Source organism: Rossellomorea marisflavi (assembly GCF_009806575.1).
Lineage (GTDB): Bacteria > Bacillota > Bacilli > Bacillales > Bacillaceae_B > Rossellomorea > Rossellomorea marisflavi_A.
Genome location: NZ_CP047095.1, coordinates 3,033,775 through 3,056,790, shown reverse-complemented (window position 1 = coordinate 3,056,790; position 23,016 = coordinate 3,033,775). Strand labels below are relative to the sequence as shown.

Sequence of the window (23,016 nt, the reverse complement as noted above, 5' to 3'; positions counted from 1 at the left end):
GCATAAATCCGGAGGTGTAAGATATGGCAAATCAAACAAAACGAACAGTTCCCCTCCTCCCATTAAGAGGCCTGTTGGTTTACCCGACGATGGTCCTGCATTTGGATGTCGGGCGTGAGCGCTCGGTGCAGGCTTTGGAAAAAGCCATGATGGATGATCATATGATCTTTTTGACCACTCAAAAGGATTCTGATATAGACGAACCGACCCAAGATGATTTTTATGAGATGGGGACCCTTACGAAGGTGAAGCAGATGCTGAAGCTTCCGAACGGAACCATCCGCGTACTTGTGGAAGGACTCAACCGTGGGACGATCTCTTCCTATTCCAATGATCAGGGCTTCTATGAAGTGGAAGTGGATGAGCACAGTGATTCCGAGAAGAAGGATTCTGAGCTCGATGCCCTGATGAGGACGCTGTTGAACTATTTCGAACAATACATAAAGCTTTCCAAAAAAGTATCCGCCGAAACGTATTCCACAGTGGCGGATATCGAGGAGCCGGGCAGGCTTGCGGATATCATCGCATCCCATCTGCCTTTGAAGATCAAGGAAAAGCAGCATATCCTCGAAACACAGGATATCAAAGAGCGCCTGCAGATGGTGATCGAGATCATCAACAACGAGAAGGAAGTCCTTTCTCTTGAGAAAAAGATTGGCCAGCGCGTCAAGCGCTCCATGGAGCGGACCCAGAAGGAATACTATCTGCGCGAGCAGATGAAGGCCATCCAGAAGGAGCTCGGCGATAAGGAAGGCAAGACCGGCGAAGTGGAAGACCTTACGATGAAGATCGAAGAAGCAGGCATGCCGGAAGACATCGAAGCGACTGCTTTGAAGGAGCTGGCGCGCTATGAAAAGGTGCCTTCAAGCTCTGCTGAAAGCTCCGTCATCCGCAACTACATCGAATGGCTCGTCTCCCTTCCATGGACGAAGGAAACAGAAGACCAGCTTGATATCAACCGTTCTGAAATGATCCTCGACCGGGATCATTACGGACTTGAAAAAGTAAAGGAGCGTGTCCTTGAATACCTTGCCGTCCAGCAGCTCACACGCTCCCTGAAAGGACCGATCCTTTGTCTCGCGGGTCCTCCGGGTGTCGGAAAGACCAGTCTCGCCAGGTCTGTGGCCGAATCCCTCGGGCGCAATTTCGTCCGGGTATCCCTTGGCGGCGTGCGTGATGAATCAGAGATCCGCGGTCATCGCCGTACGTATGTCGGTGCGATGCCGGGCCGGATCATCCGCGGCATGAAGAAAGCCGGAACGGTGAATCCCGTCTTCCTTCTCGATGAAATCGACAAGATGAGCAGTGATTTCCGCGGGGACCCATCCAGTGCCATGCTTGAGGTGCTGGACCCTGAACAGAATTCCAATTTCAGCGATCATTATATAGAAGAAACGTATGATCTTTCCAAGGTCATGTTCATTGCAACCGCCAATGATCTTTCCACGATTCCGGGACCGCTTCGCGATCGTATGGAAATCATCACGATTGCAGGTTATACTGAGATAGAGAAAGTGAATATCGCCAAACATCATCTCTTGCCTAAACAGCTCAGTGATCACGGATTGACGAAATCCAAGCTGCAGCTGAAGGATGAGGCGTTCGTGGATATCGTGCGTTACTACACGCGAGAAGCGGGTGTCAGGAGCCTTGAACGCCAGCTCGCGGCCATCTGCCGTAAAGCGGCGAAGATCATTGTTTCAGGCAGCAAGAAGCGCGTGACGATCACGTCCAAAAACATCGAGGAATTCCTCGGCAAGAAAAAATTCCGCTACGGTCAGGCAGAGCTTGAGAATCAGGTCGGTGTATCCACCGGACTTGCGTACACCTCTGTGGGAGGAGACACGCTTCAGATCGAAGTCTCCCTCGCACCAGGTAAAGGCAAGCTTGTCCTCACAGGGAAGCTGGGAGATGTGATGAAAGAGTCGGCCCAGACGGCCTTCAGCTTCGTCCGTTCGAGCACGAAATCCCTTGGGATCGATGAAAAATTCCATGAGAAATACGACATTCATATCCACGTTCCTGAAGGCGCCGTGCCGAAGGATGGACCGTCTGCCGGCATCACGATCACGACGGCATTGGTATCGGCCCTCACCGGTAAGTATGTGGACCGCGAAGTCGGCATGACCGGGGAAATGACCCTGAGGGGAAGGGTTCTTCCGATCGGAGGGCTCAAGGAAAAGACCCTCAGCGCCCACCGTGCCGGAATCAAGACCGTGATCTTGCCGAAGGACAATGAAAAAGATATCGACGATATACCGGAGAGCGTCCGTGAAGAATTGACCTTCATCCTCGTTTCCCATATCGATCAAGTGTTAGAGAAAGCATTAGTAGGTGAAAAGAAGTGAAAGTAAATCAAGTTGAGCTAGTGATCAGTGCCGTCAGGCCGGAGCAATATCCGGAAGGTGATCTTCCGGAGTTTGCCCTGGCCGGGCGTTCCAACGTCGGGAAGTCCTCTTTCATCAATAAGATGATCGGCCGCAAGAGCATGGCGAGGATCTCATCGAAACCGGGTAAAACCCAAACGTTGAATTTCTATAAAATCGAAGAGACCCTCTACTATGTGGATGTTCCCGGGTATGGATTCGCCAAGGTATCGAAGAAGGAGAGGGAAGCCTGGGGCAAGATGATCGAAACGTATATCACGTCCCGAGATCAACTCAAGGCCGTCCTCCTCATCGTCGACCTCAGGCATCCGCCGACCAATGATGACGTCATGATGTACGGATTCCTCAAGCACTATGAAATCCCCTGCATCATCGTCGCCACAAAGGCCGATAAGATCCCCAAGGGCAAATGGCAGAAGCATCTCAAAATCACCCGTGATACATTGAAGATGGAAGAAGGCGACGAATGCGTCCTCTTCTCTTCTGAAACAGGACTCGGGAAAGATACGGCATGGGATGCCATCAGAGCACGTTATAAGTGAATGGGAAGCGGTCCGGATTGATTCCGGACCGCTTTTTTCTTTTGCTTTTTCCTTGAGGCGGAGTTATCACATATGAGTTGGTGATGACTGTGAGAGAAACCGATCTCCTTAAAGCTATCCAAAAGCTTCATCCAGCGGAAAAACATCGTTTGCGAGAATTTGTAATAGTCTCATCCTCCGCAGGGAGCACAATTTCAGCTCGACAATCACTTCTAATTAGGTGTTATATTGGAAATAGAAGCTTAGATCATATTTACATATACTCTAAACAATTTGGAACAAGAGAATAAAGGAGAATATTAAAATGAGATTAGAGAGCGAGAGAATTTATTTAAGACCGCTTTGCGAGTTAGATGCCCCTATTATGTTAGGAAATACATTAGATGAAGAATTACGTTATATGACTGGGACTACTTCTGATTTTTCATTGGAACAAATAAAGACACATATAAATAATATCAATAATGATTCTAGTCGGTATGATTTTGCTATTTGTTTAAAAAGCAGTGATGAAATGATTGGAGAATTATCGATATTTGATCTTGATGAGGAGAATAGAAATGCAGGATTCAGAATATCAATGGCTTCTATTTCATTAACAGGAAAAGGTTATGGAACTGAGGCAATCAATATAGTTCTAAGCTTTGTTTTTAATCAACTCAAATTAACTCGTTTGCAGTTGGAAGTATTTAGTCATAATACACGTGGAATCAGGGCGTATGAAAAAGTTGGATTTGTAAAAGAAGGTGTATTACGTCAGTCCTTATACTACAATGAACAATATTCAGATGAAATTATTATGGCAATACTTAAAAGTGATTACGAAAAGTTATGATTGTAATTGTCTTTGTTTGTGAATGAATACGCTTAAACAAACAGGGGCGTTAGTTTCATAAGACAATAGAAAAACGGAACTTCCAATCTTGTGGAAGTTCCGTTTTCTTTTAGATAAACGATAAACGCTAACAGAGCTTTTTTTAAAGATGACTGTCCGTTCCAATCCCATGCTCGGATTCAGCCATCTAAATGTCCTAGTATGATAGCTCCAAAATGATGACTGAGAGAGGCAATAAGCACTAATAGAAGCGAGGGATATAACGCATTCTCAAGGATCCGGGCGGATACTTGTCTTTACAGGAGATGGGTTTATCTCAAGTTGGCATAGGGTAAATAATGGAATGATATCATGATATTTGAATTTTGTGAATATTGTTTATTGTTGATACAATTGTTCAGAGTAGTGAAAAAAAGAGGGGGACGTATACACGTGAAAATTTGGACAAGACTGACGCTTTTCGTCGCACTCGCCGTGATGCTCACGGCATGTGGGTCAAAGGCAACAACCGAAGGCGGGGCTGACCTCGTAAAAGCGGATACCTTCACCTTCTCTGCATCTGGTGAATTCAAGCCTTTCAGCTATACCAATAGCGAAGGGAAGATGGAAGGATTCGACATCGACGTGGCGGAAGCCGTCGCCAAGGAGCTGGGTCTTAAACCTGATCAGAAGAAATTTAAATTCGCCGGGATCGTGGAAGGCGTGAAATCCGGACGGTTCGATGCAGCAGTCGCTTCACACACCATCACGGAGGATCGTGCCAAAGAAGTCGACTTCTCGACACCGTATTATTATTCCGGACCCCAGATCTTCGTCAGACCGGATAGCGACGTCGAAACGCTCGACGATTTGAAAGGAAAAGAAATCGCGGTTTCCAAAGGCTCATCCTATGCCAAGGAAGCAGAAGCCGTCACTGATAATATCCCGCAGTACGATAGCGATGTCGTGGCCCTGGAAGCATTGAGCAAGGGGAAGCATGATGCCGTCATAACGGACTTTGTAACCGGTAAGGAGGCGATCTCGTCGGGGATGAAGCTGGATGCGAAGGAGCTCCTCGGACGGAGTGAGCAGGCCATCGCCGTGAGCAAGGATAATCCCAAACTCTTGAAAGAGATCAATGCTGCCCTTGAAAAACTGAGGGACGATGGGACATTGAAGAAAATCAGTGAAAAATATTTCGACTCAGATATTACGACGGATCCAAGTGAGTAAAGCGTAAGCGTGGGACGGATGCGCAGTCATGCGCATCCGTCTTTTAAATGAAACAGCCGGGAGGAAAGCATATGGATTTTTTGAAGATCGTAATCGACACATACCCCATCTTCCTGAAGGGGATGCTGCTCACATTTCAGCTAACCGCCATCGCGGTTCTCATTGCCATCGTCATCGGATTGTTCTTCGCCTTTTTAAAGATTTCACCGGTGAAGATCCTCCAGTATATCGCGGACTTATATATTTTCGTCGTCAGGGGGACACCGTTGATCGTCCAGATCTTCATCTTCTACTATGGCCTCACCTCGATCAACCTTCCGAGCTTCTGGGCAGTTGCACTGGGGCTGGCGTTCCACAACGGAGCGTATATCGCAGAGATCTTCAGGGGCTCGATCCAGTCTGTGGATCGCGGCCAGATGGAGGCAGGGCGATCCCTCGGAATGTCCATGAGCCTGACCATGAGGAGGATCATCCTCCCGCAGGCGTTCAAGCGGGCCCTCCCGCCACTCGGGAATCAGTTCATCATCGCCGTGAAGGACTCGTCCCTAGCCTCATTCATCGGCATGTACGAGCTATTCAGCGTAGCGACGACGCTCGGCTCCAATAATTTCGATTATATGACGTACCTGCTTGTTGTCGCAATTTACTACCTCGTACTCGTATTCGTGTTTACAATCATCGTCAACATCATCGAGAAACGATTATCGGTAAGTGATTAAGGGGGAAGACTTATGAGTAAAGAGATGATCAAGGTGGAAAAATTGAATAAATCCTTCGGTGATCTCCATGTCCTGAAGGATATTGATATGAGCGTGAACGAAAGCGACGTTGTCTGCCTCATCGGAGCAAGCGGTTCGGGGAAGAGTACGCTGCTTCGCTGTCTCAATTTCCTTGAACTGAAGGACGGAGGGAGAGTGGTCATCGAAGGTGATGACATCGATCAAAAGACGCATGACCTCAACAAGATCCGTGAGAAAGTGGGGATGGTGTTTCAGCACTTCCATCTCTTCCCCCATAAAACGGTCCTAGAGAACGTCATGGAAGCGCCGGTCCATGTAAAAAGGATGGACCGTGAAACAGCAAGGAAAACAGCGAAGGAGCTTCTGAAAAAAGTCGGCCTGGCCGACAAGGAAGGGGTCTATCCATCGAAGCTCTCCGGCGGGCAGAAGCAGCGGGTCGCCATCGCCAGGGCCCTTGCCATGAAGCCCGATATCATGCTGTTCGATGAACCGACCTCTGCCCTCGATCCCGAACTGGTCGGGGAAGTGCTGGCCACGATGAAGCAGCTCGCACACGAGGGGATGACGATGATCGTCGTCACTCATGAGATGGGGTTTGCGAGGGAAGTGGCCGACTGGGTCGTCTACATGCACGACGGGCGGATCGTCGAAGTCGGGCATCCCGGGGAAATGTTCGGTTCGCCTAAAGAGGAGAGGACCAAGGCGTTCCTTGATGCGGTATTATAAGAGAAGAAGGCTGGGAGAAAAACGGTAGTCAAAGTAAAACCCGAAGTCAGCTACCTAAAGCAAATGACTTCGGGTTTTTCATTGGTTTCATGACCAACTTTCCAGCGGTTGATTGGAGTGCAAGACGAAGACTCCTGCGGGAAGAGTGGCTCCCCACAGCTTGCAGAGGGGCTCACGGGCTACCCGCGGAAAGCGTAGTCTCGCACGGAAATCATGAGCGGCATAAAGAATCTACACGGATCGTGTTTATGTACGCCTATTTTCTCTTGAAGAAGAGAAGGAATGCCCCGATGAGGATGAGGACGAAAGGCCAGAGGCTGACGATGGAACCGACCTGTCCTCCGAGGAAGCCCAACCAGCCTGCCGTTCGATCTGAGAATAACATGAGGATCGACAGGACAAGGAACAGCCCTCCCTGGAACATCCCTGTTCCCGTCTTCTGATAGCGCAGAAGGAAGCCGAGGGCGAGGATCAGGACGAATACGCCCATATGATCCGGCCAGACGGGCATCCTGTTGACAAGGTGGAAGTGCAGGCCGAATCCAACGAGGATCGTCCCAGGAAGGATCGCTTCATAGTCCTTCCCGACATATCCTTGAGCCAGGAAGGCGATGCCGACGATCATGAGCAGGGTCGGCCAGGTGAAAAACTCGCTGAATAAGATGATATGTGCCTGTTGAAGATAAAAGTAAGCACCGAATCCCAGGAGGATGACTCCGGGGAAAATCCGCTGTTGCTTCATATGGTTCCTCCGTCTTATGGAATGACTGCTTTTCGTGTTTCACTCACTTGATTCTTATAGCTTGATTTGATAATCTACATAGGTGGGACTTGTCGAAAGTCCGTCTTTTTTGCAACGGAATGTAAATGCTTTCAGATTGAAGGAAGAACCCAATTATACAGTAAATCAAACCATGGGTAAGTTTCAAGCATTCCGCTTTCCATGGCAAACATAGGTTTCATTTTCTGTTCACATTTTATCCTGAGTGATGCAGTAGGACATGTTATAATAAGAATGATTTTAATTTGGGGGTGTCACGCACTTATGCATACAATTGTAGTTGGTTTAAATTATAAAACGGCCCCTGTAGAGATTCGTGAACGTCTATCTTTTAATGAAACTGATCTTGCTTCGGCCATGAAGGCGCTGAAGGAGAAAAAAAGCATCCTGGAAAATGTGATTGTTTCCACATGCAACCGCACGGAAGTGTATGCGGTGGTCGATCAGCTTCATACAGGCCGCTATTATATTAAAGATTTCTTATCCCAATGGTTTGATATAGATAAAGAGGAATTCTCCCCTTACTTGTTCATTTATGAACAGGAGGGAGCGGTGGAACATCTCTTCAAGGTGGCTACCGGCCTCAACTCCATGGTTCTCGGGGAAACCCAGATTCTTGGGCAGGTCCGCTCAAGCTTCCTTCTTGCACAAGAGGCAGGAGCAACCGGTACGGTCTTCAATCATCTATTCAAGCAGGCCGTCACACTCGGGAAAAAAGGCCATGCCGAAACCGAGATCGGGTCCAACGCCGTATCCGTCAGCTATGCGGCCGTCGAGCTTGCCAAGAAAGTATTCGGCAGCCTCAGCAAAAAGAACGTCCTCGTCCTCGGGCAGGAAAGATGGGGGAACTGGCCATCAAGAACCTTCAGGGAAGCGGTGCAACACAGATCACCATCATCAACCGCACGTTCGAAAAAGCAGAGGCCCTTGCCGGTAAGATCGATGGACAGGCGAAGACGCTACAGGAGCTCCAATGCTCCCTTGTCGAAGCTGATATCCTGATCAGTTCCACCGGCTCCAAGGATTTTGTCCTCTCGAAGGAAACGATGGCCCATGTGGAGCGCATGCGGAAAGGCCGTCCCCTTTTCATGGTGGACATCGCCGTGCCGCGTGACCTCGATCCTTCCATCGCGGAACTCGAGAGCGTCTTCCTCTATGATATCGATGACCTGGAAGACATCGTGGAAGCCAATCTAGCCGAGCGTCAAAAAGCCGCCGAGCAGATTGAAATCATGATCGAAGGGGAGATCCTCGCCTTCAAAGAGTGGCTCAATATGCTGGGCGTCGTTCCGGTCATTTCCGCTCTTCGTCAGAAAGCCCTGTCGATCCAGGCTGAAACGATGGTCAGCATCGAGCGCAAGATGCCGAATCTTACCGACCGTGAGCGCAAGGTGCTCAATAAGCATACGAAGAGCATCATCAACCAGCTGCTGAAGGATCCGATCCTGCAGGCGAAGGAATTTGCCGGAAAGCCTGACGCATCAGAAAAACTGGATCTGTTCATCGATATCTTCAACATCGAAGAGCAGGTGCTCCAACAGAAACAGGCCAAAGAGTCGGAAGAAAAGAATGAGAGCAGTCACTCGCTATCGCCGCAACCTTCTTTTCAATTTTAAGGAGGGTTGGAGTCTATGTTTGAACAAACGATGACCAGACTGCATGAACTGATGATCGTCCTTTATGCCATTAGTATTCTTTTTTACTTCATCGATTTTTTAAACAAAAACCGGAAGGCCAATACAGTGGCCTTCTGGCTCCTTGCGATTGTTTGGGTCCTTCAAACAATTTTTTTATTTCTCTATATGATGGACACGGGAAGATTCCCCGTCCTCACTATATTTGAAGGGTTGTATTTCTACGCGTGGATCCTCATCACCCTGTCGCTGGTGATCAACCGGTTCCTCCGCGTCGATTTCATCGTATTCTTCACCAATATCCTGGGTTTCATCATCATGGCGATCCATACGTTCGCACCGGTTCAGATCGAATCCCAGGCCATGGCGGAGCAGCTTGTATCGGAACTGCTCCTCATCCATATCACGATGGCGATCCTTTCTTATGGGGCGTTTTCCCTGTCATTCGTCTTTTCCCTCCTTTACCTTCTGCAGTTCAAACTGCTGAAGGAGAAGAAGTGGGGGCAGCGGCTTTGGAGGATCACGGATCTGTCGCGGCTTGAGATGTTTTCGTACATACTGAATGCCATCGGGGTGGCCATGCTCCTCCTCAGTCTCATCTTGGGGCTGCAGTGGGCATATATACGGCTTCCGGACTTTGTCTGGTATGATCCGAAGATCATCGGTTCATTCATCCTGCTCATTCTATACGGGATCTTCCTCTATCTGCGATTGAAGAAAAATGTATTCGGCAAGAACCTTGCACTCCTGAATGTGGCAGCGTTCCTGATCATCCTGATCAACTTCTTCCTCGGAAGCAGGCTGTCATCATTCCATTTCTGGTATTCATAAGTTTTTGGGAGGTCATTATGAGAAAAATCATTGTAGGCTCTAGACGCAGTAAACTAGCACTCACCCAATCTAACTGGGTGATCGATCAGCTGAAGGCACTCGATCCTTCATTCGACTTCGAGCTGAAGGAAATCGTCACAAAGGGAGACCGCATCCTTGATGTGACCCTTTCAAAAGTGGGAGGGAAAGGCCTTTTCGTCAAAGAGATCGAGCAGGCGATGCTTGACGGTGAGATCGACATGGCCGTTCACAGCATGAAAGATATGCCTGCTGTCCTCCCGGAAGGACTGACCATCGGGTGTATCCCGGAGCGTGAGGATTTCCGTGATGCCTTCATCAGCAGAAACCATGTGCGCCTGAAGGATATGCCGGCCGGATCCATCATCGGAACGAGCAGCCTTCGACGCGGTGCACAGCTTCTTTCCGTGAGACCGGACCTTGAGATCAAATGGATCCGCGGGAATATCGATACACGCCTCTCGAAGCTTGAGACAGATGGATATGATGCCATCATCCTGGCGGCAGCAGGACTTTCGCGCATGGGCTGGACAAGGGACGTGGTAACGGAGTTCCTCGATCCCGATCTTTGCCTTCCGGCTGTCGGCCAAGGGGCATTGTCCATCGAGTGCCGCGAGAGCGATTCAGAGCTCTTGGCGCTCCTCGATCAGTTTGCGTGCGGGGAAACGACCAGGACGGTCACGGCAGAGCGTGCTTTCCTTCATAAGATGGAAGGTGGATGCCAGGTTCCGATCGCAGGATTCGCGGAAGAAAAGCCTGACGGATCCATCGCCCTCACCGGTCTGGTAGCTTCTCCCGATGGACAGACCATCTACAAGGAGTACGTAGTCGGACACGATCCCGAGGAGCTTGGGAAGGCCGTGGCGGAAAGTTTGACGAATCAGGGTGCAAAGGCCCTGATCGATCAGGTGAAAGAGGAGCTTGACCAGTAATGAGCGGGGGTAAGCCTTTAGATGGTGTAAAGGTCCTCATCACCCGCGGTCAATCAGGGGCCAGTGAAACGGCTTCAAGGATTCAAGCGGAAGGGGGCATCCCGGTTGTGGTGCCCCTCTTGAAGTTCGAAGCCCGGATCGATCCCTCGGAGAAAGAATGGGGGGGCTCCCTACATACATATGATTGGATTCTGTTCACGAGTAAGAACGGGGTTCATTTCTTCCTGGAGGCCATGGACCGCATGGGCATCTCCCTGTCATCTTTAGGAGTGAGATGCGCAGCCGTCGGAGATAAGACGGCCTGTTACTGTGAGAAACGTGGGATCCCCATTGATTTCATTCCTACGGAATTTACGGGTGATGCCTTTGCCAGTGAGTTCATCCATGCGGTGGAGGGGAATGCCAAAGTCCTTGTGCCAAAAGGCAACCTCGCCCGGAACGTGATCAGTGAGGAGCTGAACCGGTCCGGCATGATGTGTCACGAATGGATCGTCTATGAGACGGTGCTTCCCGTGGAAAGCGGTGATAGGCTCAAGAATGTCCTTGAACGGAAGGAAGCGGATATCATCACGTTCACAAGTTCGTCCACTGTCCATCACTTCATGAAGGTGGTCAAAGCCCATTCCCTCGGGCGTTTCATCGAGGGGATCCCCATGGCCTGTATCGGTCCGATCACAAAAGAAACGGCCGAACAGTACGGATTACATGTAAAAATCAGCCCAAAGGTTTATACTGTAAATGAAATGGTAGAATCCATTAAAACCTATATCCAACAGCACGACTGATTTCCTTTAGGAGGGTTACACTATGTCTGAATTACAATTCAACCGTCACCGCCGCCTGCGTCAAACCGAGAACATGCGTGCGCTTGTGAGGGAAACACATTTGCGAAAAGAAGATCTGATCTATCCACTATTCGTTGTGGAAGGGGAGAATATCCGACGTCCTGTCCCTTCCATGCCGGATGTCTATCATATATCCATGGACAATCTCCAAGCAGAAATGGACGAGATCGTGTCCCTTGGCATCAAATCCATCATCCTGTTCGGCGTCCCTGCCGAAAAAGATGAAATGGGCTCACAGGCCTATCATGATCACGGCATCGTCCAGCAGGCGACCCGGTTCGTGAAGGAGCGCTACCCGGAAATGGTGGTGGTTGCAGATACGTGCCTGTGCCAATACACGAGCCACGGTCACTGCGGCATCGTCGAAGGTGGTAAGATCCTGAATGATCCGACCCTTGACCTGCTTGCGAAAACCGCTGTCAGCCAGGCAGAAGCGGGTGCCGATATCATCGCACCGTCCAATATGATGGACGGATTCGTAGCTGCGATTCGTCACGGTCTCGATGAAGCCGGCTACACCGATGTTCCCATCATGTCCTATGCCGTGAAATATTCATCCAGCTTCTACGGTCCTTTCCGTGATGCCGCCCATTCCACTCCTCAATTCGGAGACCGCAGGACGTACCAGATGGACCCTGCGAACCGCCTGGAAGCATTACGGGAAGCGCAGTCGGATATAGAGGAAGGTGCCGACTTCCTAATCGTCAAACCGGCCCTATCGTATCTTGATATCATGCGTGATGTGAAGGATCGCTTCAATGCTCCTGTTGTCGCCTATAACGTGAGCGGTGAATACAGCATGGTCAAAGCGGCCGCACAAAACGGCTGGATCGACGAGAAAGGCATCGTCATGGAGAAATTGGTAAGCATGAAACGTGCAGGAGCCGACTTGATCGTCACCTATCATGCCAAAGACGCAGCAAGATGGTTATCTGAATCTTAATTGGAACGGGAGGAATGGAACGATGCGATCGTATGAAAAATCAAAGCAAGCCTTTCAGGAGGCATTAAAATTGATGCCGGGCGGAGTGAACAGTCCGGTACGTGCATTTAAATCCGTTGATATGGATCCCATTTTCATGGAACGTGGTAAGGGCTCCAAAATCTATGATATCGATGGCAATGACTACATCGATTATGTCCTTTCCTGGGGACCACTGATCCTTGGACACGCCAACGACCGCGTGGTGGAAGCAATCAAGAAGGTAGCCGAAAATGGAACAAGCTTCGGTGCGCCGACCGAGATCGAAAACGAACTGGCGAGCCTCGTCATCGAGCGCGTGCCGAGTATCGAAGTTGTGCGGATGGTATCTTCCGGTACGGAAGCGACCATGAGCGCCCTCCGTCTTGCGCGCGGGTATACTGGACGCAACAAGATCCTGAAGTTTGAAGGCTGCTATCACGGCCATGGCGATTCCCTCCTTATCAAAGCGGGATCCGGTGTCGCCACACTCGGCCTACCGGACAGTCCCGGAGTTCCGGAAGGGATCGCGAAGAATACCATCACCGTTCCGTATAACGACCTTGACAGCATCCGCTATGCGTTCGAACAGTTCGGTGATGACATCGCCGGCGTGATCGTGGAACCTGTTGCCGGTAATATGGGGGTTGTCCCGCCGAAACCCGGTTTCCTAGAAGGACTCAGGGAAGTAACAGAGCAGTACGGCTCCCTCTTGATCTTTGATGAGGTCATGACCGGTTTCCGTGTCGGATACAACTGTGCACAAGGGTATTTTGGCGTCACACCTGACCTGACCTGCCTTGGTAAAGTCATCGGTGGTGGTCTTCCAGTCGGTGCGTACGGCGGGAAAGCGGAAATCATGGAGCAGATCGCTCCGAGCGGCCCGATCTATCAGGCGGGTACGCTTTCCGGGAACCCCCTTGCCATGACGGCCGGACTCGAGACATTGAAGCAGCTCTCACCGGAGAGCTATGAAGAATTCGGACGCATCGCCGATCGCCTCCAAGATGGCTTGAGCACGCTTGCCGAGAAATATGGGATCCCTCATACGATCAATCGCGCCGGCTCCATGATTGGATTGTTCTTCACCGATGAAGAAGTGTCCAATTATGAAGGAGCCAAGTCATCCGATCTTGAGATGTTCTCGAACTATTATCGTGAAATGGCCCATAACGGTGTCTTCCTCCCGCCTTCTCAGTTCGAGGGACTCTTCCTGTCGACCGCCCATACGGATGAAGATATCGACAAGACCCTCGATGCGGCTGAAGCGGCATTCAAGAAGATCCAACAAAAATAAGTCAGTAAAGAGACTGGACAAACGTGTTTTAGTCATAGTAAAACCCGAATTCATTTGCCTGCGATCTGGCAAAATGGTTCGGGTTTTAATTTGTTTCATGACCATTTAAATGGTTTCCAGCGGTCGATTGGAGTGCAAGACGAAGCCTCCTGCGGCATCCCGCAGGCAAGTCTTGAGGAGGCTCAAGGGCTACCCGCAGAAAGCGAAGTCTTGCACGGAACTCATGAGAGGTATAAAGAACCTATACGGATCGTGTTCGTCATGAAATGGTCCCTTTTTCATTTTGTCCAACCTCTTTTTCGATTGAATCAGGCATATCCTACTTTCGTTCCATTTTCTGGTGATGGCGATTGACGCCATGTATGGAGTGGTACAGTACCTGTAATCAAATGATTGGGAGGAAGATAGAATGCAAGGGATCTCTTCAGAAACAAAGGAATTTACCATGCCGCGCATCGGTGACGATGCACCGGGATTCACGGCCGCCACGAGCAGGGGGAACGTCAGCTTGTCTGATTACAAGGGCAGGTGGGTGGTATTATTTTCTCATCCGTCGGACTTTACCCCGGTGTGCACGACCGAATTCGTCGCATTTCAGGAGATTTACCCCGAACTGCAAAAGCTGGATACCGATCTGTTGGGACTGAGTGTGGATAGTGTTTCGTCCCACATCGCCTGGATCAGGAGCATCGAAGAGAACTTTGATACCACCATTGAATTTCCCATCATTGCCGATCTGGACAAAGAAGTGGCCATGAAATATGGCATGATCATGCCCGGGGAGAGCCAGGTCGAGACGAGCCGGGCTGTCTTTGTGATCGACAGCCGTCAAATGATCCGCTCCATCATCTATTACCCGCTCACAACGGGTCGCAACATGAAGGAAATCGTGCGTCTCGTCCATGCCCTGCAGGCAACGGATGAGCACGGTGTATCCACACCTGCCGACTGGGAGCCAGGTGACAAAGTCGTAGTCTCTCCACCGGAAACACAGGAAGAGGCTGCAGAACGTGCAAATGAAGAGGGGATCGAGTATATAGACTGGTATATTTCCAAAAAGACGCTGTAGTAATAATAACCGTCCGCATGGCGCGGACGGTTATTTTTTATGGGAAATTCATTCCTCATGCCACACTTGAATGGAAAGCTCGAGCGTCCCGGCAAACCTTGAACGGTTCGGATACATGGGACATACGATGGTGAGTCACATTGGATGGGTGGCCGTCATGGATGTTTAATTTGTGGGTTGATATTTAGTGAGAAGGATTCGCCTGAGGATCAAGACGATCAGGCAGAGTGCATACAGGAAACTGACAATCATCAGAATAGTGACTGCGAGTGGGGCATGCTGAAACCCATAGATCAGTTTATCAAGATCAGAAATATCGCGTGGGGTCATGGCGTCTTTGCTGAATATGAGCATTTCACTCCAATTGTCCTCTAGCATCAAGTAACTCGCTATCCAGCCGAAGGTGAAAAAGGTGTATGAAAAAATCCCCAAAGACAGTATCAACTGAAAAAAAGTGAATGGTTTATTCAAAAAGATCCTCCGCTCCAACTTTCATTCTTTTTGTTTAAATTTACCATTCGTTGACGGGAGATGCAATCTGCTTTTTTCTGCATGGATCTCACGGAGCTATCAGCATGGAGTATCTCGCCGTGAGAATAGGGACGAATGACTTCACTTGGCGTCATCTCAAAGAAAAGCACATACGCCATTTCCCCTTGAACCCTCTATCGTGCAGGCGGTGTTTAGGAGGAGGAGCCTTCGGGATTGCCGGAAGTTCACAAACAGTATCATATTCTTTCATGCGAGCCCATATAGTGATAATGGCATTGTTTGTTATTTCTTTGCTTAATGAAAGGAGGAATTTCTTTGTCGCAGCAATCGAGTCTACGATTTTCCCTGGAAGAATCAATTTGGTTTAAAAAAGGACAGGAAGTTGAAGAGTTATTATCCATCTCCTTAGATCCACATATAACGATACAAGAACAAGAGCAGTATATCCTCATAAGAGGCAGCCTGGATCTGTCCGGTGAATACCTTCCGTCCTCGGTGAGGGATGATGATGAAGCTTATGAGGTGGATGAGATCCTGGAGGCAAGCGGCAAGTACGTCCAGATGGTGGAGAGCCGCGAGAAAGGGGAGCTGGAGTTCATTCATTGCTTCCCGGTGGATGTGACGATCCCGAAGAACCGGATCGAGAATCTGGAAGATATCGATGTGTATGTGGAGGCATTCGATTATGCCGTCCCTGAAAATGCCTGCATCAGGCTGAATGCCGACTTGACCATCACAGGGATCTTTGGTGAGCAGCAGGTGCAGACGCCTGTAGAAGAAGAGCTGTATGAACCGATGTACCGTGCCGTCGACACGATGGAAGAAGTGGAGGCTGAAGAAGCGGAAGAAGTGGAAGTGACGCTGGAGACGGTCGTACCTGATTACGTTGAGCAGCCGCCGAGGGAGGAAGAATATGATGTCTTCTCCCTTTCTCCTGCCTATGAGGAAGTGGAAGAAGAGGAGGAGCCGGAGGAAACGGAACCTTTCGTGCTTGAAGGAAGGGTGACGCCTGAAGAGGAAGAGATCCCGGTCCAGATCCAGTATGAATCATTCCCTGAACCAGAAGCGATGAGAAGCGAGAAGATGTTTGAGCTCCCGGAACACGAGCTGAGTGAATCATCCGAGGATCAGTCCTATCAGCATCAGGCGCAGGAGCCTGTCCAGCCGCCTGTTCAACTCCCGGTCCAAGAGGTCATGGAGGCAGAGGAGGAGGAAGAGGAAGAGGAAGAATCCTCTTCAAGCTCCGAGGTCGAAGCGGCGAAAAAATCCAAAGGCAAGAAGAAGAAATATGATTCGATCTCCCTAACGGATTTCTTCGCTCGGAAGGAAGAGGAGCGGGGTGCCACGCTCCGGGTGTGCATCGTCCAAGACGGTGATACCCTTGATTCCATCGCAGAGAAATATGAACTGACGATCCCTCAGCTGCTGAGGGTGAATCAGCTTGAGGCCAATCAGGACGTGTACGGTGGTCAAGTGCTGTATATCCCGCCTGAAGAGCCAGCTTTTCGGTAAGGGTGCAATGGAAGCCGGACTGACGCGTTAGGGTTGGTCCGGCTTTTTTAGAGTATACAGGCAGAAGGTGATAAACATGGAACAACCCCTGGAAGCATTGAGGCCCGTACTTCAGCCGTATGGCGTCGAACCTTATTTCGTCGAGAGCTTCGGCAAGATCTACAAGGTGTTTTCGAATAAGGGGACCCTTGCCGTCAAAAAGCTCTCTCCTCAAATCGGGGTGGATTTTGTCCGCAACATCCAGACCCTTTTCCAAAGGGGGTATAACCGCATCGTGCCGATTTATCCCACGCTGGACGGCCGCTATGCGGTATGGAATGAGGGAAGTCTTTACTACGTGATGCCCTGGCTCATCAATCAGGACAGGGAAGATCGCTTCGAGAAGCACCAGAAGCTGTTCAGGGAGCTTGCACGCCTTCATACCCTCTCCTCCCAGGAAGTAAAGATTGATAAAGAAGAGCGGGAATCCCATTACGAATTGCTCACCACACGATGGGAGAAAGAACAGCAGTTCCTCGATGAGTATATTGATACATGTGAGCGGGTCACGTATATGTCGCCGTTTCAGTACCATTACTGTATGTATTATAAAGATGCGTCGCAGGCGCTGAAGTTTTCCAGGAAGATGCTCGATGAATGGTATGAGGAAACGAAGGAGCTCGAGAAAGTACGGACGGTCATCACCCACGGGAAGGTTTCTTCCGAGCACTTCCTGTATGATGATAGGGGAATGGGGTATTTTCACAACTTCGAGCAATCCAAGGTCGCCTCCCCCTTCCATGACCTCCTCCCGTTCCTGTCCAGGACGTTGAAGACGTATCCGAAGTACTATGAAGAATGCGTGGAATGGCTCAACACCTATTTTCATCATTTTGCTGTCCGGAATGAGGAGAGGCAGCTGTTCATGAGCTATCTTGCCTACCCGAGCTCCGTGATCGCCGTGGTGGAGAAATATTTCCACACCCCGAAGCATAAACGCAATGAGCGAAAATCACTGAAGAAGCTTCAGCGTCACTATTGGCTCCTGAAAAATACGGAGTACGTGGTCATGCGGCTGGATGAAATGGAGCGGCAGAAAAAAGAAGCGGAAGAAGCATCCTCTTCATAAGAAGCGCCCCGGACAGGATCCGGGGCTTTGTTTTTTTATATCCAGTCGAAATAGATGGCAGCGGCTATCGCAAGGAAGAGGGTCAGCAAAAGGACGTCGAACGTGGAGGGGATCAGGATCGTGCGTATCCCTTGGAATATGGTGAAGGGGACGATGAATTGCTTGCATATGGCGCGGGTGTTCCTCAGCCAGGGGGGCTGGGTATGGGAGCTGAATTTCTTCATACCGGTCACTCTCTTTCCTGGGTGATTTCACTACTGTATCCTATGAAGGGGGAGGGAAATGGTGTCAGACGGGCTTTCCGGTGAATATTTTGCGGGGAAATGGGCGATAATGATTGACGAACCTGAATCAAATCTTATACTATAATAAATAACTATATAACATGTAAATGCAATGAACAGGAAGAGTACGTTGAATCTGGCATTCAGAGAGGGAGGCATATGCTGAGAGTCTTCCATGCCAAGACAATGGAATGTCGCCTGAGAGCAGTTCCCGTGAACTTTTAGTAGTGGGAACCGGTTAAAAGCCGTTATGGGTCTTTGAGAGCCTGGGGAAACCCGGGAATTAAGGTGGTACCGCGAATGAGAGATCCTTCGTCCTTTATATAGGACGGGGGATCTTTTTATGTGTACCCAGGGCCCGCATGCATGCACGAAATGGAGGAAAACCAATGGAAAATCAAGAGTTATCAATGCCGACAAAATATGATCCCAAGGCGATCGAGGATGGCCGCTACAAGTGGTGGATCGATGGGAAGTTCTTCGAAGCGACACCCGATGAAGGGAAGGAACCATACAGCATCGTCATCCCGCCTCCGAACGTAACCGGAAAGCTTCACCTCGGTCACGCGTGGGATACGACCCTTCAAGACATCCTGACGCGCATGAAGCGCATGCAGGGCTACGACGTCCTCTGGCTTCCGGGCATGGACCACGCCGGGATCGCGACGCAGGCAAAAGTAGATGAGAAGCTGCGCAATCAGGGCATCTCACGCTATGACCTCGGCCGCGAAAAGTTCGTGGAAGAAACATGGAAGTGGAAGGAAGAATATGCTTCCCACATCCGTGAGCAGTGGGCGAAGGTCGGCCTCGGACTCGATTACAGCCGTGAGCGTTTCACCCTTGATGAAGGATTATCCGACGCCGTACGCAAAGTATTCGTCGACCTTTACAACAAAGGGCTCATTTACCGCGGGGAGTACATCATCAACTGGGATCCGGCGACGAAAACGGCCCTGTCGGATATCGAGGTTATCCACCAGGACGTTCAAGGCGCCTTCTACCACATGCGCTATCCACTGAGCGACGGATCCGGTCATATCGAAATCGCGACGACGCGTCCTGAGACGATGCTCGGTGATACGGCTGTTGCTGTTCACCCGGAAGACGATCGCTACAAGCATCTCATCGGGAAAACCGTGATCCTGCCGATCACCGGCCGTGAGATCCCGATCGTCGGTGACGACTATGTGGACATGGAATTCGGTTCAGGTGCGGTGAAAATCACGCCTGCCCATGACCCGAATGACTTCGAGATCGGCAATCGTCATGACTTGCAGCGTATCCTCGTGATGCATGAAGACGGATCCATGAACGAAAGAGCCGGCAAGTACTCCGGTATGGACCGCTTCGACTGCCGCAAGCAGATCGTGAAGGATCTTCAGGAAGACGGTGTCCTCTTCAAAATCGAAGAGCATCTACACTCTGTCGGCCATTCTGAACGAAGCGGTGCCGTTGTCGAACCGTACCTTTCCACTCAATGGTTCGTAAAAATGGATCCCCTTGCCCAGAAAGCCGTGACGCTTCAAGACGGAGAAGAAAAAGTGAATTTCGTTCCGGATCGCTTCGAAACGAGCTACCTCCGCTGGATGGAGAATACGCGTGATTGGTGTATTTCCCGTCAGCTATGGTGGGGTCACCGCATCCCGGCTTGGTACCACAAGGAAACGGGTGAGATCCACGTTGCCCATGAGGCACCTGAAGATAGCGAAAACTGGGTGCAGGATGAGGACGTTCTGGATACATGGTTCAGTTCGGCACTATGGCCGTTCTCCACAATGGGCTGGCCTGATCTTGAAGCGGAAGACTTCAAACGCTACTACCCGACCAATACCCTCGTGACAGGCTATGACATCATCGGATTCTGGGTATCCCGCATGATCTTCCAGGGACTGGAGTTCACGAATGAACGCCCATTCAAAGACGTGTTGATCCACGGTCTCGTACGCGATGCCGATGGCCGCAAGATGAGTAAGTCCCTTGGAAACGGCGTCGATCCCATGGATGTCATCGAGAAATACGGAGCTGATGCCCTGCGCTACTTCCTCTCAACAGGAAGCTCCCCTGGTCAGGATCTGAGATTCTCATTCGAAAAGGTGGAATCCGTTTGGAACTTTGCCAACAAGATCTGGAACGCATCCCGATTCGCCTTGATGAATATGGACGGCATGACCTATGACGAAATCGATCTTTCAGGTGAGAAGTCGGTTGCAGACAAATGGATCCTCACCCGCCTCAATGAGACGATCGAAACCGTTACACGCCTAGCAGACAAATATGAGTTCGGTGAAGTGGGACGCATCCTTTATAACTTCATCTGGGATGATTTCTGTGACTGGTATATTGAAATGGCGAAGCTGCCTCTATACGGGGAAGACGAAGCTGCGAAGAAGACGACGCGTTCGATCCTCGCTTATGTTCTCGACAACACGATGAGACTTCTTCACCCGTTCATGCCGTTTATTACCGAGGAAATATGGCAGAACCTGCCGCATGAAGGCGAATCCATCACCGTGGCTGCCTGGCCGGAAGTCGATTCATCCCTTACGGATGATGCCGCTGCTGAAGAAATGAAGCTTCTCGTGGACATCATCCGTGCGGTTCGGAATATCCGTGCCGAAGTGAACACGCCGATGAGCAAGCAGATCAAACTCATGCTGAAGGCGAAAGATGAAGAAACGCTAGCGGTTCTTCAGAAGAACGCGGCCTACATCGAGCGCTTCTGTAATCCGGAATCACTTGAACTGTCCACCGATGCATCGGCACCTGAAAAAGCGATGACAGCGGTCGTGACGGGAGTTGAGTTATTCCTTCCGCTTGCCGGTCTCATCAACATCGATGAAGAGATCGCCCGCCTGGAGAAAGAGCTGGATAAATGGACGAAGGAAGTATCACGCGTACAAGGGAAGCTGAGCAACGAACGATTCGTAAGCAAGGCACCTCAAAAAGTCGTGGATGAAGAAAAAGCAAAAGAACAGGACTACTTGGAGAAACAGGCCACGGTTAAGGCCCGGATCGAAGAGTTGAAGACGGTATAATCACACCGCAAAGATCAGAGGGCTGATGACCGATCAGCCCTCTTTTTCTTTACGAAATCAAGGAGGACAACCAGTATGATGCAGTATGAAGATGCGGTAAATTGGATTCATTCCCGCTTGAGGCTGGGGATCAAACCCGGCTTGCAGCGAATGGAGGAGCTGCTTGAGAAGCTTGGAAACCCCCATCAATCCATCAGGACCGTCCATATCGGAGGGACGAATGGGAAAGGCTCCACGGTCACCTTCCTCCGGAATATACTCGAGGAAGCAGGCTATACCGTGGGGACGTTCACTTCACCGTATTTCGAGAGATTCAATGAGCGGATCAGCATGAACGGGGTGCCGATATCCGACGAGTCCTTAACGAAGCTTGTTGAACGTGTCAAACCGATCGCGGAGGAAATGGAAGATTCCGAATGGGGAGGACCGTCTGAGTTCGAAGTGATCACGGCAATGAATTTCTTGTATTTTGCCGAATACGAAACCCCCGACATCGTACTCGAGGAAGTCGGACTTGGAGGAAGGCTGGATTCCACCAACGTCATCACCCCCCTCGTTTCCGTCATCACGAGCATCGGGATGGACCATATGCAGTTCCTGGGGAACTCACTCGAGGAGATCGCCTATGAAAAAGCGGGGATCATCAAACCCGGTGTGCCGGTCGTATCGGGGGTCTCACAGCCTGAAGCCGCTGCGGTCATTTCGGACCAAGCACGGCAGAAACAGAGCAATCTCCACGTATTGGGTGAAGGATTCACAGCCGTCGCCATGGACCATTTACCTGACGGAGAACGTTTCCGCTACGAAGAAGATGGTGCTTCAGAATCGTTCGATGTGACCATGATCGGGATGCATCAGGTGAGGAATGCCGCTGTATCCATAAAAGTAGCGGGACTACTCGGAGATCATGGATTCCGGATTGATTCAGGGCACGTGAAAAGGGGACTCGTGAAGGCGTACTGGCCCGGTAGGATGGAAAAGGTGTCGGATACCCCATTGATCTTCCTCGATGGCGCCCATAATCCTGAAGGTGTGGCGGCACTCGTCAAGACCATTCAAGAGCGATTCGAAGGAAGGCATGTGAACAGCGTATTCGCTGCCCTCAAGGATAAGGATCTGAAACCGATGATCGAGCCTCTGAGTCGAGCTGTCGATACCCTTGTCCTCACCCAATTTGATTTCCCAAGGGCCGCATCGGGCAGTGAACTTCTCGAGCTTGCAGGGAGAGGGATAGTAGCAGACGATTGGAAGAAGTATGTGGATGAGTATGTAGCATCCATGAGGGAAGGGGAAGTCCTCCTCATAACCGGATCACTCTACTTCTTATCGGAAGTAAAACCATATTTATCAAAAAAATTAGAAAATAATAGAATTAATAAGTGACTTTAACAGGGTACTCTGATAAAATATTCGTAAACTCGTGACTATTTAACTAGATGGGCAAGAGATCAGAATATTGTGAGGGATGGCCATGCCGCTTTCGTTGAGTAAAAAAGTATTATTTGTAATCATTTGGCTTGCTGTAGTACCGGCAGGCTTTTATTTCACCTATATTCATTATCCACCTGAAAATGTAGAAGGCAATGAAGCAACCCTCGTTAGCCTAGTTGTATTTTCTACTGTCATTCTGTTATTGCCGATTGTGGTAAATGGTACGATGATTTTTCTATTTCAGTGGGTTGCCCTTGCAGCGTTTATTCAATTTGGACTTTTTATAGAAATTTTACTTATGCAACTTTCGGTCATCCCTTTTGTATTCCGGTTAAGAGTGGCAA

At 49.9% G+C, this 23,016-nt stretch carries 20 protein-coding genes, 2 pseudogenes and 1 other annotated feature; of the genes and pseudogenes, 19 read left to right on the top strand and 3 right to left on the bottom strand.

Translation table 11 applies throughout. The features are described from left to right. Positions 1-23: 23 nt before the first annotated feature. From lon to D5E69_RS15910, 7 genes and pseudogenes are all read left to right on the top strand, one after another. Entirely contained in the window at positions 24-2,348 is a 2,325-nt protein-coding gene (gene lon, locus D5E69_RS15940) for an endopeptidase La (protein WP_048006271.1), read from the top strand. Continuing rightward, positions 2,345-2,929, top strand: a complete 585-nt coding sequence (gene yihA, locus D5E69_RS15935; RefSeq protein ID WP_048006270.1) for a ribosome biogenesis GTP-binding protein YihA/YsxC — start codon at positions 2,345-2,347, stop codon at positions 2,927-2,929. Before lon ends, yihA begins: the two co-directional genes overlap by 4 nt. Positions 2,930-3,018: 89 nt before the next feature. Then, positions 3,019-3,123 (top strand): annotated as a pseudogene (locus D5E69_RS24075) (IS1595 family transposase); the annotation flags it as partial. Positions 3,124-3,233: 110 nt separating this feature from the next. Then, positions 3,234-3,764 carry a GNAT family N-acetyltransferase gene (locus D5E69_RS15925; RefSeq protein WP_159129906.1) on the top strand — a complete coding sequence of 177 codons (531 nt, stop codon included), beginning with the start codon at positions 3,234-3,236 and terminating at the stop codon, positions 3,762-3,764. Between the two features lie 477 nt (positions 3,765-4,241). Further along, complete coding sequence (locus tag D5E69_RS15920) at positions 4,242-4,976, top strand: transporter substrate-binding domain-containing protein (RefSeq protein ID WP_200843187.1); 735 nt, start codon at positions 4,242-4,244, stop codon at positions 4,974-4,976. Between the two features lie 71 nt (positions 4,977-5,047). Continuing rightward, positions 5,048-5,695: an amino acid ABC transporter permease gene (locus tag D5E69_RS15915; RefSeq protein WP_048006267.1), complete on the top strand. Its 648-nt coding sequence runs from the start codon at positions 5,048-5,050 to the stop codon at positions 5,693-5,695. Between the two features lie 12 nt (positions 5,696-5,707). After that, positions 5,708-6,442 carry an amino acid ABC transporter ATP-binding protein gene (locus tag D5E69_RS15910; protein WP_048012655.1) on the top strand — a complete coding sequence of 245 codons (735 nt, stop codon included), beginning with the start codon at positions 5,708-5,710 and terminating at the stop codon, positions 6,440-6,442. Between the two features lie 256 nt (positions 6,443-6,698). Here D5E69_RS15910 and D5E69_RS15905 read toward each other — a convergent pair whose 3' ends face one another. Then, entirely contained in the window at positions 6,699-7,184 is a 486-nt protein-coding gene (locus D5E69_RS15905; protein ID WP_048006265.1) for a LiaI-LiaF-like domain-containing protein, read from the bottom strand. Positions 7,185-7,487: 303 nt separating this feature from the next. Here D5E69_RS15905 and hemA point away from each other — a divergent pair. From hemA to D5E69_RS15865, 8 genes and pseudogenes are all read left to right on the top strand, one after another. After that, a pseudogene (gene hemA, locus D5E69_RS15900) lies at positions 7,488-8,839 on the top strand (glutamyl-tRNA reductase). 15 nt (positions 8,840-8,854) lie between these two features. Beyond that, the gene (gene ccsA / locus D5E69_RS15895; protein ID WP_048006263.1) at positions 8,855-9,688 is read left to right on the top strand and encodes a cytochrome c biogenesis protein CcsA; all 834 of its coding nucleotides are present in this window, start codon (positions 8,855-8,857) and stop codon (positions 9,686-9,688) included. 17 nt (positions 9,689-9,705) lie between these two features. Next, entirely contained in the window at positions 9,706-10,638 is a 933-nt protein-coding gene (hemC, locus tag D5E69_RS15890) for a hydroxymethylbilane synthase (protein WP_063192021.1), read from the top strand. Beyond that, a complete protein-coding gene (locus D5E69_RS15885) occupies positions 10,638-11,423 on the top strand; it encodes a uroporphyrinogen-III synthase (RefSeq protein WP_048006261.1) in 786 nt (261 codons plus the stop codon). The genes hemC and D5E69_RS15885 overlap by 1 nt, the downstream gene beginning before the upstream one ends. Before the next feature lie 22 nt (positions 11,424-11,445). Next, the gene (hemB, locus tag D5E69_RS15880) at positions 11,446-12,426 is read left to right on the top strand and encodes a porphobilinogen synthase (protein ID WP_048006260.1); all 981 of its coding nucleotides are present in this window, start codon (positions 11,446-11,448) and stop codon (positions 12,424-12,426) included. Between the two features lie 22 nt (positions 12,427-12,448). Then, positions 12,449-13,741, top strand: a complete 1,293-nt coding sequence (hemL, locus tag D5E69_RS15875; RefSeq protein ID WP_048006259.1) for a glutamate-1-semialdehyde 2,1-aminomutase — start codon at positions 12,449-12,451, stop codon at positions 13,739-13,741. 54 nt (positions 13,742-13,795) lie between these two features. Next, on the top strand, positions 13,796-14,095 hold the full coding sequence (locus tag D5E69_RS15870; protein ID WP_159129904.1) for a hypothetical protein: 300 nt from the start codon (positions 13,796-13,798) through the stop codon (positions 14,093-14,095). A 55-nt stretch (positions 14,096-14,150) separates the two neighbouring features. Beyond that, positions 14,151-14,810 (top strand): peroxiredoxin, encoded by a 660-nt coding sequence (locus tag D5E69_RS15865; RefSeq protein ID WP_048012652.1) that lies wholly within the window; start codon positions 14,151-14,153, stop codon positions 14,808-14,810. Positions 14,811-14,975: 165 nt separating this feature from the next. Here D5E69_RS15865 and D5E69_RS15860 read toward each other — a convergent pair whose 3' ends face one another. Continuing rightward, on the bottom strand, positions 14,976-15,281 hold the full coding sequence (locus tag D5E69_RS15860; protein WP_048006257.1) for a DUF4306 domain-containing protein: 306 nt from the start codon (positions 15,279-15,281) through the stop codon (positions 14,976-14,978). A 336-nt stretch (positions 15,282-15,617) separates the two neighbouring features. On the opposite strand from D5E69_RS15860, the gene spoVID reads away from it, so the two are divergent. Next, positions 15,618-16,814 carry a stage VI sporulation protein D gene (gene spoVID / locus D5E69_RS15855; protein ID WP_053072998.1) on the top strand — a complete coding sequence of 399 codons (1,197 nt, stop codon included), beginning with the start codon at positions 15,618-15,620 and terminating at the stop codon, positions 16,812-16,814. Between the two features lie 76 nt (positions 16,815-16,890). Next, positions 16,891-17,922 carry a spore coat protein YsxE gene (gene ysxE / locus D5E69_RS15850; protein ID WP_048012649.1) on the top strand — a complete coding sequence of 344 codons (1,032 nt, stop codon included), beginning with the start codon at positions 16,891-16,893 and terminating at the stop codon, positions 17,920-17,922. 35 nt (positions 17,923-17,957) lie between these two features. Here ysxE and D5E69_RS15845 read toward each other — a convergent pair whose 3' ends face one another. Next, positions 17,958-18,146, bottom strand: coding sequence for a YszA family small membrane protein (locus D5E69_RS15845; RefSeq protein ID WP_048006254.1), 189 nt, complete (start codon positions 18,144-18,146; stop codon positions 17,958-17,960). A 163-nt stretch (positions 18,147-18,309) separates the two neighbouring features. Beyond that, positions 18,310-18,529: a binding site (T-box leader), on the top strand. Positions 18,530-18,595: 66 nt separating this feature from the next. Here D5E69_RS15845 and D5E69_RS15840 point away from each other — a divergent pair. Both D5E69_RS15840 and D5E69_RS15835 read left to right on the top strand, forming a co-directional pair. Beyond that, positions 18,596-21,241 (top strand): valine--tRNA ligase, encoded by a 2,646-nt coding sequence (locus D5E69_RS15840; protein WP_063192016.1) that lies wholly within the window; start codon positions 18,596-18,598, stop codon positions 21,239-21,241. 75 nt (positions 21,242-21,316) lie between these two features. Beyond that, positions 21,317-22,624 carry a bifunctional folylpolyglutamate synthase/dihydrofolate synthase gene (locus D5E69_RS15835; protein ID WP_048006252.1) on the top strand — a complete coding sequence of 436 codons (1,308 nt, stop codon included), beginning with the start codon at positions 21,317-21,319 and terminating at the stop codon, positions 22,622-22,624. Positions 22,625-23,016: the final 392 nt, after the last annotated feature.